Here is a 14,252-nt window from a genome sequence, read left to right on the forward strand (position 1 = left end):
GGCGGCATCCCGGGCGCGAGCGACGTCGCCGAGCAAACTCCCGCGCGCGAACACGCAACCGTGTCCGTGGGACCCGAGAAGAGGAATGCGTAGTGGCTGAGCAGCATGGATCAGGTGTCGAGGGCGTTCGCGGACCGGGTGAGCCCGCACCCCAGCGCGACCCCGGCGGCGCGGCGGCACCCCGGGACGCGCGGGCGAGCGAATCCGGCGCACGGCGCCGCGGCCGCCGGGACGCCAAGGAGCCCACGACCGGGTGGGGCGCGGTCAAGGAGATCCTGATCGTGGTGGCCCTCGCGCTCCTCATCGCGTTCCTGGTCAAGACCTTCCTGATCCGCGGCTTCTTCATCCCCTCCGGGTCCATGGAACAGACCCTGGAACTCAACGACCGGATCTTCGTCAACGTGCTGGACGGCCGCACGGGCAACATCGACCGCGGCGACATCGTGGTCTTCGAGGACACCCAGGGTTGGCTGCCCGAGGCGCCCCGGACCGCGGCCAACCCCGTGCGCGGCGCGCTCGAGTTCGTGGGCCTGTTCCCCGACAGCAGCCAGCAGGCCCTGGTCAAGCGCGTGATCGGCGTGGGCGGGGACCACGTGACGTGCTGCGACGCGTCCGGGCGGGTCACGGTCAACGGCGAGGCGCTCGATGAGCCCTATTTGTACCCCGGGGCAGCGCCGTCCGACATCCCGTTCGACGTCACCGTGCCCGACGGCAAGCTGTTCGTGCTGGGTGACCACCGCAACGCCTCCGCCGATTCCCGCTACCACATCGCCACCGGCACCGGGTTCGTGAGCGAGGACGACGTCGTGGGCACCGCGTTCGTGATCGCGTGGCCGCTCGATCGCTTCCAGTTCCTGCACAACCCCGCCGAGGTGTTCCAGGACGTCCCCGCGGCCGGCGGGCAGTGAGCTCCGCGACGCCGCGCACCGTGCCCACGCTCGAACTGGAAACGGAACTCGCGCGCGCCGGGCACCGCTTCGTGGCCGGAATGGACGAGGTGGGCCGGGGAGCCCTCGCGGGTCCCGCGAGCGTGGGCCTCGCGGTCCTGGACCTCGAACGGATGGCCGGGGGAGCGCCGTCTGACCCGCCGCCGTGGCACGGCGTGCGTGACTCCAAGGCCCTGAGTCCAGCGCGGCGTGCGGCCCTCGCGGGCACGATCGCGGCATGGGCCGCGGGCACCGCGGTGGGGCACGCGCAACCGCGCGAGATCGACCAGTTCGGTGTCACCGCCGCGCTGCGCTTGGCCGGGCTCCGGGCACTGGCCACCGTGGCCGCACACGGCACGCGCGTCGATGCCTTGATCCTGGACGGTTCCCACAACTGGCTGGACGCACCCCCGGTGCTGGGGCAGGACGCCGACGACGCCGCGTTGCCGCCGGTCGTGCGCACATTCGTCCGGGCCGATGCGCACTGTGTCAGCGTGGCGGCCGCGTCGATCCTGGCGAAAGTGGAGCGCGACGAACTCATGGTCTCGCTCGGCCGCGAGTTCCCCGCGTACGCGTGGGAGTCCAACAAGGGCTACGGCAGTGCTGTGCATCGCGCGGCGCTGCTCGAACACGGCACCACGCCGCAGCACCGGCTCAGCTGGAACCTGGGCGCGCGGTAGTCCGCTGCTCACCCGCCTTCCTTCGCAGGTGAGGTGGGGGCCTGGTACTCGAGGGCCCATAGCGCGTCCTGGGCGGATCCGCCCTGCACAGGCGCGCCCCGGCCATGGCCAGGAGTGTCGTCGCGCATCACAGTGGGTCCATGACGACTTCCACATCTGCCCATGTGCCACGCAATTCCGGTCGCCCGGGCGCCGCTCCGCCCGACACCGCCCCGCCCGACGCCCAGGTCGCGGCCCATGTGAGCGTGGGGAGGGCGGGGGAGGAACTGATCGCGGACCTGTTGCAGCGTTCGGGCTGGCGGATCCTGGACCGGAACTGGCGCCCCGCCGTTGGGCCCGGGGCACCCCGCGGTGAGCTGGACGTCGTCGCCGAGCGACAGGGAACCGTGACCGTGTTCGAGGTCAAGACGCGCTCGGGCGGGGACTTCGGACATCCCGCGGAGGCCGTGGGGTGGGAGAAGCTGCGGCGACTGCACGTCCTCGCGCGCGCCTGGGCCAGGGAACACAGGGCTGTCGCGATCCCCGGCGTGGACGTCGTGGCGGTCCACTGGCCCCGCGGCGGTACCCCGCGCGTGGAACACATGGGCTCCCTCGGCTGGTTGTGAGGCATCCGCGCGATCCGTGCCACGGGGTCCGTTCGCCGCCGACCTCCACCGGGGAGTCACACTCCGGGTCGTCACCGAGAGCATTATGAATTTCTCCCTCCCCGTGCCACGGTATTTTGTGGGATGAGTACAAAGGCTGGGCGATCGGGGGACGCATGAAGAGTCCGGCGTGGCTTCCTCACGTGTTGTCGGCCACGGCATTGGCCGCGGCCGCCTCGCTGATGCTCGCCTCGTGTGCGAACGAGGAGCCGCCCGCCGGATCCGACGCCTCCGCGTGTGCCACCTCAGCCGCGGGTGACCGGGGTCTGCATGCCGGGATCTTCCGGGCGAACCTCCCCAACGGGGCGTCCGTGCGCATCACGCTCCCCGCGCGGGAGATCCCCGATCCTGAACTCGACGAGCTGCGCAAGGATGCCCGCGTCAAACGCGCGACGTACGCCATCGTAGAGATCGACAACGAACGGGGAGATTCCCCCGTGTCGGTGAGTCGCATGATCCTCAAGGCCTCCGACGGCGGGTCCTACCAACTGGAGAACGTCTCACGGGCCCTGGACCGGTGGCGGCCCCGGACGTCCGGGGACCAGTACCGCGCCCATGACGGGTCGCCACTGACCGAGCACGAGGCCCGGCACCTCAAGAATCGCATCGAGGAGGCGGACCGGACCGCCGCGGGGGACATCGCCGTGGGCGAGCGCGGTACGAACATCCTCGTGGGGGACATCTCCCGTGTTCCGGAGAGCTTCGAGAGCCTCGAGCTGATCCCCTCCATCGGTAACCGGGAAGTTACCCCCGTGCGTGCCCAGCCCGAGGACACCGATGACACCCCGAGCGGCAACGGGCCCGCGGGCGGCGGACAATCGGGCAACGGGAATGGATCGGACGGCGCCAGGGAGAGTGCGAGCCCCGATGCCCCCGCGGAATCGGCTGCTCCCGGTGTCCCCGCTCCGGACGTCCCCGAACCCTCGGCACCGCCCACCGCGGACACCCCTGAGGTGCCCGGGGATCCGGGTGCGCCCGCGGTTCCGGACCCCGGAGCGCCCGTTCTCCCGGATCCGGGAGGGATCCCGCCGGTGAATCCCGATCCGGGCGGTCCCGTGCCTCCGAGCCCGGCGCCCACGATCCCGATCCCGCCGGTACCCGCGCCCGACACCTCCGTCTCGCCCCACCCGGCGGTGACCGATCCCATCGTCTCGGTGCCCACGGTGCCCACGGTGCCAGCACCGGTGATCCCGGACCCCGTGGACCCGGATCCGGGGGTTCCGGGCCCGGGATCCCTGGAGCCCGCAGCCCCGGCGGAGTCGCAGGACCTACAGCTCGGTCCCATGAACCTGGCCGGAGCCCCGGTCACGGAGCTTTCCGACAGCGCCGTCTCCGTGGTGCCGGTGTCGGTTCCCACCGACGTGCTGCCCGTCGAGGACACGGAGCCGGCAATTGCCGTCCCCGTGCCCCTGGAGGACCCCGCGCCCGCTGCTCTCTAGTGGGCCGTTCGTTGGGATTCGCCCCGGTACACGGTTCTGTTCAGGGGCGCCTCGCGAAGTAGTCTGCTGCGCCCGGCCGGGTCACGGGTCCGCCGTGCCGGCGCTGTTAGGGGCCTCCGCGGGTGATCGTGTTCCACCGGGTCTCTCGGGTCGTGCCTCGCCCGTCTGGTCAGTTCATGTCCGCATTCGGGCCGCGGCATCTGGGCTGCACACTGCTGGGCTGTGCTAGGGCCCGGCGGCCCGGGCGGGAACGCTGGACCCATGATTCGAGATTCGGTGACGTGCAGCGCCAGCCCATGGTCCGGACGTGGCTCGTGAACGGGTTCGCGCGCAGCCGCAGTGTGGCGCTGGTCGGGTTGGCGGGGCACGTGGTGGGGGTTGAGGCGGACATCGGCCAGTCACTGCCGGCGTTCACGATCATCGGCCTGCCCGATCAAGCGGTGAACGAGTCCAAGGAACGGATTCGTTCGGCCGCGCGCCATGCCGGGGCCGCCCTCGCACCGCGCAAGATCACGGTGAACCTCTCCCCGGCCACGCTCCCCAAGCGGGGGTCGCACTTCGACGTCGCGGTCGTGATGGCGGTGCTCAGCGCCCAGGGAGTGGTGCGGGTGCCGCCGGACACGGTGTTCTACGCCGAGCTCGGTCTGGACGGTTCCCTGCGTCCGGTGCGCGGTGTCCTGCCCGCCGTGTTGGCAGCGGTGCGGGCGGGGTATCCCCGAGTGGTCGTCGCCGAAGCCAATCGGGCGGAGGCCGAGCTGGTGGCCGGCGCGGACGTGAGTTCCGCCGCCCACCTGTCGCAGCTGCTCGTCGCCCACGGAGCGGATCCTACGTTGCTGGCCCGTGCGACGTCGTCACGGGCCGAGAGCGCGCCGGACGGCGGGAACCCGCAGGAGCCGGACGGAACGGCCGTGCCAGACCTGCGGGACGTGGTGGGGCAGGTCGAAGGGCGTCAAGCGCTGGAGATCGCCGCCGCCGGTGGACATCATCTCCTGATGGTGGGTCCACCGGGGGCGGGCAAGACGATGCTCGCGGAACGGTTGCCGGGGATCCTGCCGGACCTCGCGGACGATGACTCCCTGGAGGTCACGTCCGTGCATTCGCTGCGAGGCGACGACGTGTGTTCGTCCCTCATACGGCGGCCCCCGTTCCAGGCCCCACACCACAGCATCACCATGCCCGCGCTGTGTGGCGGAGGCAGCGGGATGCCACGGCCCGGGGCCATTTCCCTGGCGCATCGGGGCGTATTGTTCCTGGACGAGGCCCCTGAGTTCGACCGCCGGGTGCTGGACGCCCTGCGGCAACCGCTCGAATCGGGAACGGTCACGATCGCCCGGGCACAATCCGTGGCCCACTATCCCGCGCATTTCCAATTGGTCCTGGCGGCGAATCCGTGTGCGTGTGGCAACGCGGGCGGCACGGACCAGGCATGCACATGCACGGCGGTGCAGCGCCGCAGGTATTTCGGCAAACTGTCCGGGCCCCTGCTCGACCGTGTGGATCTGCAATTGCGGGTCCCCGCCGTGACCTACCACGAGCTCAGCGGGGGCCACGGCCGGACCCCCGAGGACAGCGCAGCCGTCGCAGAGCGGGTTGCGACCGCCCGGGCCGCCCAGGAGGAGCGGCTGCGCCGCTGGGGGTGCCGACTGAACAGCGCGGTTCCCGGTTCACTGTTGCATCGCACCCTGTCACCGGGCACTCGATCCGTGCTACCGCTCAAGGCCGCCATGGACAACAAGACCCTGACGGCCCGTGGATTCGTGAAGGTGTTGCGTGTTGCCTGGACCCTGGCGGATCTGGCCGGGGCCACGGTTCCCAGCCCCGAGCACGTGCAGCTGGCCCTCTACTTCAAGACGACGGTGACGACATGACGGAACACCACCCCGCCGTGTCTGAAAGCTACGGCAGCTCGACAGAGCACCACCCCGCCGGGTCGGACCGCCGCGGCAACATGACGGATCCAGGGGCAACCGCGGGGGACACTGCCGCGGTCGGCACCCCTGGCGATCCATACCACGTCGTCCGGGCGTGCCGCGTGCGCTTATCGCGCATCATCGAACCCGGCGACACCGCGGGCTTGATCCTGCTGGCAGCCCTAGGCCCTGAACTGTTGTGGCGCAGCATCGTGGAATTGCAGGCCCCCAGTCCCGCTCTGTGTTCCGTTTATCGCAAGGCCACCGAGGAGCTGGCCCCGGACTCGTCGGTCCCGAATCTCCTCAAACGGTTCGCGGCCTGGCGCTCGCGGCTGCCCGTCCCGGAGCCCCGCGTGGATGCCCGGCACGCCGAACAGATCGGTGCGTGGACACTCATCCCGGAGGATCCGGAGTGGCCCGCGCAGCTCGACGACCTGGGCCTGCAGCGCCCGGTGGTCCTGTGGGGCCGGGGTCATCGTGATGCGCTGTCCCGGCTGGATCGCAGCGTGGCCGTGGTGGGCGCGCGCAACGCGAGCGGTTACGGGGCCGCAGTGACCCGTCAGATGGCCCATGAACTGGCCGCTGCCCATTGGTGTGTGGTCTCGGGCGGCGCGTACGGGATCGACGCCGTGGCGCACACGGCCGCCCTTGAGGCAGGCACCGGGGACGGGGCCACGATCGCCGTTCTGGCGTGCGGTGTGGATCGGTTCTACCCGGCGGGCAACGCGGACCTGCTGCATCACATCACGCAGCGTTCAGTGGTGCTGAGTGAGGTCCCCCTGGGCTGTGCTCCCGCGCGCTACCGGTTCCTGCAGCGCAACCGCATCATCGCGGCCCTCACGCGAGCCACGGTGGTCACGGAGGCGGCGTGGCGTTCCGGATCGCTCAACACCGCACGCCACGCAGCGGGGCTCTCGCGGGAGGTCGCCGCGGTCCCGGGGGACGTGCTCGTGGGAGGATCGGCGGGCTGCCATCGCCTCATCCGCGACGATCACGCGGTGCTCGTGAGCAATGCCGCCGAGCTCCTGGAACTCGTGGAGCCCCTGGGCAATGCGGTGGCCCAGGATGCACACCGGGCGGCGAGTACCCGTGACGAGCGCCCCGAGGACGGCCTGGATCCCACGTTGTTGCGCTTGTTCGACGCGCTGCCCCTGCGCACCGACGCGGACCCGTCCCGCCTGTGCGCGGTGTCCGGGTTGAGCCCGGGGGAGGTGCTCACGGGTCTCGTAAGGCTCCGTGACGCAGGACTGGCCGCGGACTCGCTGCTCGGATGGCGGCGGGTAGGCTCGCCGCATGGGCGCAGTAAAAGACTGGACGGTCGAACGGGAGCCTGAGCACGCGGCGTCGTCGGGCGCGCAGGGGACACCGGCAGCAGGGGCGAAGGATACCCCGCCCGGGCCGCTCGAGGCCTACCTCCCGCAGTTCCGGGCGTACCTGAGCCTCGAGCGGTCCCGCAGCGACCACACCGTGCGCTCCTACGTCAACGACGTCTCGGACCTCTCGCACTGGATGCGGGACCACGGGATCGACGCCATGGACCTGCTGGACCGGGACACCCTGCGCGGCTGGCTCGCCCAGCGCCACCACCGAGGACTCGCCCGCAGTTCCCTGTCCCGGGGGATCGCGGCCGTGCACACGTTCTTCCGCTGGGCCGTGGACACCCAGGGGCTGCGTCACGACCCGGCCGCGGGGTTGCGCGGGCCGCGCCCTGCCAAGCACCTCCCGGACATCGTGGGCGCCACGGCACTCAACGACATGCTCGACGACCTCGGGGACGTCGCCCTCGGTGAGCACGACGACGCTCACGCGGCAGCGCTCGCGGCGCGCGACTGGGCACTGCTCGAACTGCTCTACGCCACGGGCGCTCGGATCAGCGAGCTCGTGTCCCTCGACGGGTTCCACGTGGACGCCGTGAACCACGTCCTCACGGTCACGGGCAAGGGCAACAAACAACGCCGGGTCCCGTACGGGGAGAGCGCGGGGGAGGCGCTGGCCCTGTGGGGACATCGGCGCGCGGAGCTCGCGGCACCCGACGCGGGTGACGCCGTCTTCGTCGGGGCCCGCGGTGCCCGGATCGACGCCCGGGTGGCCCGCAGGGTCGTGGCCCGTGCGTTGGAGACCATTCCGAACACCACCGCCCGTGGGCCGCACAGCCTGCGGCACAGCGCTGCGACCCACTTGCTGGATGGGGGAGCGGACCTGCGCACCGTGCAGGAAGTGCTGGGGCACGCGAGCGTGGCCACCACCCAGATCTACACCCATGTGTCCGTGGAGCGGCTCAAACGTGCCTACTCCCAAGCGCATCCGCGAGCTTGACATTTCAGCGCGAGCAGTGATTCGGGTTGACCGGTGAGTAGCCCTGCTGGACAATGAAACGGAATGAGCCACCCCCGCGGCCTCGAATCCGCGAGGGTGTGTACATCAGGTCGCCGAACACCGACCAGACAACTTCATACGGGCGCCGAAACACATAGGCCGGGGCCTCCGAGCAGGACGTTGGGGAAGACGTACCTACACAACGGAGGAACAGGCTATGTCTTCACCTACCACGCGGGGTGTGCTGTACGTGCACTCCGCGCCGCAGGCGCTGTGCCCTCACATCCAGTGGGCTCTGGAATCCGTCTCGCGACAGCGCACGGATCTACAGTGGACACCGCAGAACGCCGAGCCCGGTTGCGTGCGCACCGAACTCGAGTGGTCCGGCCGCGCAGGCACGGGGGCGCTGCTCGCCTCCGCGCTCCGGACCCTGGGGCGGGTGAGGTTCGAGGTGACCGAGAACGCGAGCCGCGGTAACGACGGCTCCCGGTGGTCCTTCACGCCGGATCTGGGGATTTTCCACGCGACCACAGACGTCGCCGGGAACATCTGCGTGAGCGAGGACCGGATCCGGTTCGCGTTCGAGGCCTCCGGTGGGGACCCCTCCGCCGTGGTCGCGGAGCTCTCCCTGGCACTGGGGGAGGCTTGGGACGAGGAGCTGGAACCGTTCCGTCACGCCGCCGAGGGCGCACCCGTGCGGTGGCTGCATCGCGTCGGATGACCCCCGCCAGATAGCCGCCCGCCGGTAGACCCGCCGGATGACGCGGCTCGCTCCGGAAAGGCGTTACCGATGCGGCGTGACGTGGTGGGTGATCTACCCGGGGAGCCCCGTTGGGTGCCACCCGTACCTACAAGTTTCCGACCTCAGAACTCTCGCTCCGAATCCGTTGCGGAGCACGAACGAACCCCCGTGTCCCACCTCCACAGGGTGGGCCACCGGGGTTCGTCGCTGGGGTGGGCGCCCGCTACAGGGAGCGGAACGCCGCCACCGAGTTGTGCCCGCCGAAACCGAACGAGTTGGAGATCGCGACCATGTCCCCACCGGGGAGATTCCGGGCGGTGGTCACCACGTCCAGATCGATCCGGGGGTCCTGGTTCTCCAGGTTGATGGTGCACGGGGCCTTGCGCTCGGATAGGGCCAGGACGGTGAGCACACCCTCCACGGCTCCGGAACCACCGAGCAGGTGACCCATCATGGATTTGGTCGCGGACACGGCCATGTCGTCCACGGCGGACCCGAATGCGCAGCGCAGTGCGCCGGCCTCGGGGATGTCGCCCACGGGGGTAGAGGTCGCGTGCGCGTTGACGTGCTTGATGTCCGAGGGGGCGATGTCCCCGGACTCCATGGCCTCACGCAGCGCGCGGGCGGGTCCGCCCTCATCCCCGGTGGCGGGCGCGGTGATGTGGTGGGCGTCGGCACTGAGACCCGCACCCGCCAGTTCGGCGTAGATCCGCGCGCCGCGGGCCTTCGCGTGCTCCTCGGACTCGAGCACCACGGCACCGGCACCCTCACCCATGACGAACCCGTCGCGGTCCACGTCGAACGGGCGGGAGGCGCGCTGCGGATCGTCGTTGCGCCGGGACAGGGCCTGCATGGAGTTGAACGCGGCAATGGTCATGGGGTGGATCGCACTCTCGGCGCCGCCCACGATCACCACGTCCGCCTTGCCCGAGCGGATCAGATTCAGACCCTGGAAGAACGCCTCGGTGCCGGATGCACACGCGGAGACCGGGGTGATCGCGCACGCGCGGGCCTTGAACTCCATGCTCACCGAGGACGCATTGCCGTTGGGCATGAGCATGGGCACGGTCATGGGCTTGACGCGGCGGGGCCCTTTGGCGAGCAGGGTGTCCCACGCATCCAGGAGGGTCCACACGCCGCCGATACCGGTACCGAACGCCACGCCCACGCGGGTGGGGTCCAATTCGTCGCTCGAGTCGGCGTCGGCGCCGGAGAAACCGGCGTCCGTCCACGCCTCACGAGCCGCTGCCACGGACAGCTGACCGGAGGGGTCCAGACGCTTGGCCTGCACCCGGGACACGGCATCCTCAGACGGCTTGGGGGAGGTGGCGCCGATGCGCACAGGGAGGTCGTACTTCTCCACCCACTCCTGTTCCAGAGCGTGGACACCGGAGACACCCTTGAGGGCGTTCTGCCAGGTCTCCTGGACGTTCTCACCGATGGGAGTGATGGCACCCAGGCCGGTGACGACTACTTTGCGGGACATGTTGTGCACTTCCTCGGGTCCGGGGTCGCAGATGTTCCAGGGCTTGCTCGGTCGGCCGCCTGGTGTGACGTGAGGTGACGTGCCCCGCTCACGCTGGAGGGCACGCCACCTGACACCCGGGGATCAGTCCTGGGCGTTGTCGATGAAGTTGACGGCGTCCTCGACGGTCTTCAGGTTCTTGACCTCTTCGTCCGGGATGGTGACGTCGAACTTCTCCTCGGCGTTGACCACGATGGTCATCATGGAGATGGAGTCGATGTCCAGATCCTCGGTGAAGGACTTGTCGAGCTGCACGGCGTCGGTCTCGAGGCCGGTCTCTTCGTTCACGATTTCTGCCAGGCCGGCCAGGATTTCGTCTTTGCTCGCCATATCGGCTTCCTTTCCTTATAGTCGCGGTGCGCGACCTTACTGGGTGAGCACGGGGTTCGGGAGAACTACCGTGCGGACCGCCCGAGTGCTCGAACGGCCCGTGGACAAGAGGTGTGCGGTCTAACCCTACGGTACGCCACGGGTGGGATCAGGGCAGCAGCACCACTTGGGCGCCGTACACGAGACCCGCCCCGAAACCGATCTGCAGGGAGGGCTTCCCGGACAGTTCCGGGTGCTCCGCGAGCAAGCGGTGGGTGGCCAGCGGGATGGACGCGGCGGAGGTGTTACCAGCCTCTGCGATGTCCCGGGCGATGATCACGGAGTCGGGCAGCTTGAGCACCTTGGCCATCTGATCGATGATGCGCATGTTCGCCTGATGGGGCACGAATGCCGCGAGGTCCTCGGGCTCGAGCCCGGAGGCCTCGAGGGCTTCCTTGGCCACGCGGGCTCCCTCCCACGAGGCCCACCGGAAGACCGTGGGTCCGTCCTGGCGCAGGGTGGGCCACATGGTGGCGTCCGGGCGCATCTCACCGGTCTCTGGGTCCGCGAGGTCCTTGGCGAAGGTCCGCTCGCCACCCTTCTCGACCGTGCGGATGTCGGTGAGCGGGTGGGTCATACGGATCGCGTCCCATTTGGATCCGTCCGAACCCCACACGGACGGGCCGATTCCCGGGACGTCGGACGGGCCGATGACCACGGCGCCGGCGCCGTCGCCGAGCAGGAAGGAGATGGAACGCTCGGTGTTGTCGATGACGTCGGAGAGCTTTTCCACGCCGATGACCAGCACGTTGGTGGAATCCCCGGAGCGCACGAGCGCGTCCGCCTGGGCGATGCCGTAGCAGTAGCCCGCGCACGCCGCGGAGATGTCGTAGGCCGCCGCAGGTGTGGCCCCCAGGCGGTCCGCGAGCTGGGCGGCGAGGGACGGGGTGAGGTACGGGAAGGACACGGTGGACACGATGATGGTGTCCAGCTGCTCACCCGTGAGACCGGCGCTCTCGAGTGCCTCGCGGGCCGAGTGCTCGGCCATCTCCAGGACGGTGACGTCCGCCGGGGCACGGTGGCGGGTGTGGATGCCCGTGCGCTTGACGATCCACTCGTCGGAGGATTCGATCCACTGACAGACGTCGTCATTGGTCACGATCTCGGACGGGCGGTAGGCGCCGATACCCAGGATGCGTGTGTGGGCGTTGGGGGTGTTCTGTTTGATGGTCGCCACGGGAGGCCGACTCCTTACCTGGTGCAGTTCACGAGTTGTCCGGGTGCGTGCGCACACTTGTCAGCTCAGAATACTCCGCACCGTCTCCAGGTCCTCCGGTGTGTTGACCGCGGTTGCGGGCACGCCCTTGAGCCCGCGCTTGGCCAGACCCACGAGGGTCCCGGCCGGCGGCAGTTCCACGATGTGCTCGACCTGCAGTTCGGCCAGGGTCTCCATGCACGCGTCCCACCGCACCGGGCGGCAGACCTGCTCCACGAGCGAGTCCACGGCCGCTGCACCGCCGTCGACCCGGGCACCGTCGAAGTTGCTCAGCAGGTGGTGCTCCGGATCGTTCGGGGACAGCTGCGGCACGAGCTCACGCAGCGGCTCCAGCGCGGGCGCCATGTGCTCGGTGTGGAACGCGCCGGCGACCTTGAGCTTGATGACCTTTGCCCGCGCCGGAGGGTTCTCCGCGAGGGCGTCGAGCTGCTCGATCGTCCCGGCGGCGACCACCTGGCCACCGCCGTTCGCGTTCGCGGCGGTGGCGCCGACGGCGGCGATGGCCTGAGCGACGTCGTCTGGCTTACCGCCCAGCACCGCGGCCATCCCCGTGGGGGAGACGGCGGCTGCGCGGGCCATTTCCGTGGCGCGCACGCGCACGAACCGCATGGCGTCCGCCTCGCTCAGCACGCCGGACAGCGCGGCGGCGGTGATCTCACCGACGGAGTGCCCCGCGAAGACGACGTCGGAGCGGTCCTCCAAGCTCGGCGCGAGCAGTCGCCCGGCCACGAGACCCGCGGCCACGATGAGGGGCTGGGCCACCGCGGTGTCCTTGATTGTCTCCTCGTCCGCCTGGGTGCCGTAGTGCGTGAGATCCAGCCCGGCGGCGTCGGACAGCTCGCTCAGGTGGTCGGACACTCCGGGAACGGACAACCACTCTGAAAGGAAACCTGGCTTCTGGGACCCCTGACCGGGGCAGACAACTGCAATCACCCGTTCATTCCACCAAGAGTGGACCGCGCCACGGACTGGTCGGTGTCACCAACCTGGGGGACGAGCTTTGTGGGAGGTCTACAAGACCATGTCATGGCTGACTGTTCAGCCGGCCCGCGAGCACGGCGCAGTGCAGCACGAACGCGTCCCGCGGCAGCAGGGGGTCCCACCCGGTGATGTCGCTGACGCGGCGCAACCGGTAGCGCACGGTGTTGGCGTGGACGAACAGCTCGCGCGCGGTGGCCTCGAGCGAGTGCCCCACGCACAGGTAGGTGGTGAGGGTGTCCACGAGTCCGGTGGAGGACGCCGAGAGCGGTTCCCACACGGCCTCCACCATGGAGCGCAGCGCGAGCGGGTCCCCGCTGATGGCGCGTTCGGGCCACAGGTCCTCGGAGTAGACGGGATGTGGTGCCTGGGGCCAGGCCGCGGCGGCGCGCAATCCGGCCTGGGCGCGATCCGCCGATTCCTTGACCTCGAACACGGAGGACACCGCGGGCCCGTGGACCACCGGCCCCTCACCGAACACCGCCGCGAGCTTGGTCAGGGAACGCATGCGGTCTCGGAGCCCGCCGAGCACGAGTACGAGCCGGTCGGTCTGGATGGCCACGAGGCATTCCGTGGCATGGCGGCCGGCCGCGCGCCGGATGCGTTCCACACCGGCGGGTCCGGTGGTGGCGGGCGCGGGGCCCACCATGACCGTGACGTCCCCCTGGTCGGTCCAGCCGAGCGCGGAGACCCTGGAGCGCATGGAGTCGGAGTGGTCGCCGCGCAGGATCCCGTCCACCACGAGCGATTCCAGCCTCGCATCCCACGAGCCTCGGTTCTCGGCGGCCTTGGCATAGACGTCCGCGGCGGCGAAGGCGACCTCGCGCGAGAAGCGCAGCACGGCCTCGCGCAGCGCCACCTCGTCGTTGTGCTGGGCGAGCTCGGGGACCTTCTCCTCGACCACGTCCACGACGATGCGCAGCACCTGCAGTGCGTTCTGCAGCGTGATGGAGCGGGTCAGTTCCGTAGGGGCCTGCTTGAAGATCTCCGTCAGCACCCACACGGGTTCCTGCGGGTTCTCGTACCACCGCACGAAGGACGCGATACCGCGCTGGGCGAGCAGCCCGAGTTCCGAGCGTTCGTCCGCGCGCAGCTGGGAGAACCACGGCAGGGACGTGCTTAACCGCTGCACTGCCACGGTCGAGACCTGCCCTAGATTGGCCGTGAGGTTGTCCAGCGTCTTGGGGTGCGGTGTGCCCTGTTGCCGACTGCGGAGCGGCCAGGTCACCCGGCGCGTGGAGCGTGCTTTGCGGGCGGCGGAGCCGGAGGTGTCGGAGGGCATGAGTCGAGGGTAGTCCATGCCGTTCGCCCGTCCGGGGGAATGTCCCCGGACGACGACGCCGCACGCCGGGGCGGGTGCCCCGCGTCGAGTTGCAGGCGGGGTGCGCGCGTCCGCGAATACGGGTCAGGGCGAGCCCGCCGCGGGTTCGGTCTTCGAGGTTTAACGCGTTTGCATGGTACGACGGCGCCCCCGTACCGTGCCGTTCGTGCGTGGGGTGGGTGGTGC

General features: G+C 70.0%; 13 protein-coding genes. 8 read left to right on the forward strand and 5 right to left on the reverse strand.

The window, feature by feature from the left end; all coding sequences use genetic code 11:
* Positions 1-92 precede the first annotated feature (92 nt).
* The 8 genes from lepB (at position 93) to Q9R22_RS05635 (ending at position 8,636) form a co-directional block, all read left to right on the forward strand.
* A complete protein-coding gene (gene lepB, locus Q9R22_RS05600; protein ID WP_098056040.1) occupies positions 93-908 on the forward strand; it encodes a signal peptidase I in 816 nt (271 codons plus the stop codon).
* Entirely contained in the window at positions 905-1,606 is a 702-nt protein-coding gene (locus Q9R22_RS05605) for a ribonuclease HII (RefSeq protein WP_242670657.1), read from the forward strand. The genes lepB and Q9R22_RS05605 overlap by 4 nt, the downstream gene beginning before the upstream one ends.
* Before the next feature lie 140 nt (positions 1,607-1,746).
* Positions 1,747-2,211: a YraN family protein gene (locus tag Q9R22_RS05610; RefSeq protein ID WP_131332729.1), complete on the forward strand. Its 465-nt coding sequence runs from the start codon at positions 1,747-1,749 to the stop codon at positions 2,209-2,211.
* Between the two features lie 155 nt (positions 2,212-2,366).
* Positions 2,367-3,689: a hypothetical protein gene (locus Q9R22_RS05615; RefSeq protein ID WP_131332730.1), complete on the forward strand. Its 1,323-nt coding sequence runs from the start codon at positions 2,367-2,369 to the stop codon at positions 3,687-3,689.
* 296 nt (positions 3,690-3,985) lie between these two features.
* On the forward strand, positions 3,986-5,557 hold the full coding sequence (locus Q9R22_RS05620; RefSeq protein ID WP_131333908.1) for a YifB family Mg chelatase-like AAA ATPase: 1,572 nt from the start codon (positions 3,986-3,988) through the stop codon (positions 5,555-5,557).
* Positions 5,558-5,574: 17 nt separating this feature from the next.
* Complete coding sequence (dprA, locus tag Q9R22_RS05625) at positions 5,575-6,933, forward strand: DNA-processing protein DprA (RefSeq protein ID WP_242670658.1); 1,359 nt, start codon at positions 5,575-5,577, stop codon at positions 6,931-6,933.
* Positions 6,893-7,915: a tyrosine-type recombinase/integrase gene (locus tag Q9R22_RS05630; RefSeq protein ID WP_131332732.1), complete on the forward strand. Its 1,023-nt coding sequence runs from the start codon at positions 6,893-6,895 to the stop codon at positions 7,913-7,915. Before dprA ends, Q9R22_RS05630 begins: the two co-directional genes overlap by 41 nt.
* Positions 7,916-8,132: 217 nt before the next feature.
* A complete protein-coding gene (locus Q9R22_RS05635; protein ID WP_085106278.1) occupies positions 8,133-8,636 on the forward strand; it encodes a DUF3145 domain-containing protein in 504 nt (167 codons plus the stop codon).
* A gap of 244 nt (positions 8,637-8,880) precedes the next feature.
* Here Q9R22_RS05635 and Q9R22_RS05640 read toward each other — a convergent pair whose 3' ends face one another.
* From Q9R22_RS05640 to Q9R22_RS05660, 5 genes are all read right to left on the reverse strand, one after another.
* Complete coding sequence (locus Q9R22_RS05640; protein WP_064846119.1) at positions 8,881-10,143, reverse strand: beta-ketoacyl synthase; 1,263 nt, start codon at positions 10,141-10,143, stop codon at positions 8,881-8,883.
* 123 nt (positions 10,144-10,266) lie between these two features.
* A complete protein-coding gene (locus Q9R22_RS05645) occupies positions 10,267-10,512 on the reverse strand; it encodes an acyl carrier protein (protein WP_035964527.1) in 246 nt (81 codons plus the stop codon).
* Positions 10,513-10,660: 148 nt separating this feature from the next.
* Entirely contained in the window at positions 10,661-11,728 is a 1,068-nt protein-coding gene (locus Q9R22_RS05650; protein WP_064846118.1) for a beta-ketoacyl-ACP synthase III, read from the reverse strand.
* Between the two features lie 60 nt (positions 11,729-11,788).
* Entirely contained in the window at positions 11,789-12,700 is a 912-nt protein-coding gene (locus Q9R22_RS05655; RefSeq protein ID WP_131332734.1) for an ACP S-malonyltransferase, read from the reverse strand.
* Between the two features lie 91 nt (positions 12,701-12,791).
* Positions 12,792-14,027, reverse strand: coding sequence for a CdaR family transcriptional regulator (locus Q9R22_RS05660; RefSeq protein WP_064846116.1), 1,236 nt, complete (start codon positions 14,025-14,027; stop codon positions 12,792-12,794).
* Positions 14,028-14,252: the final 225 nt, after the last annotated feature.

Origin of the sequence: Kocuria sp. PD6 (assembly GCF_031844145.1) — a bacterium.
Lineage (GTDB): Bacteria > Actinomycetota > Actinomycetes > Actinomycetales > Micrococcaceae > Kocuria > Kocuria marina.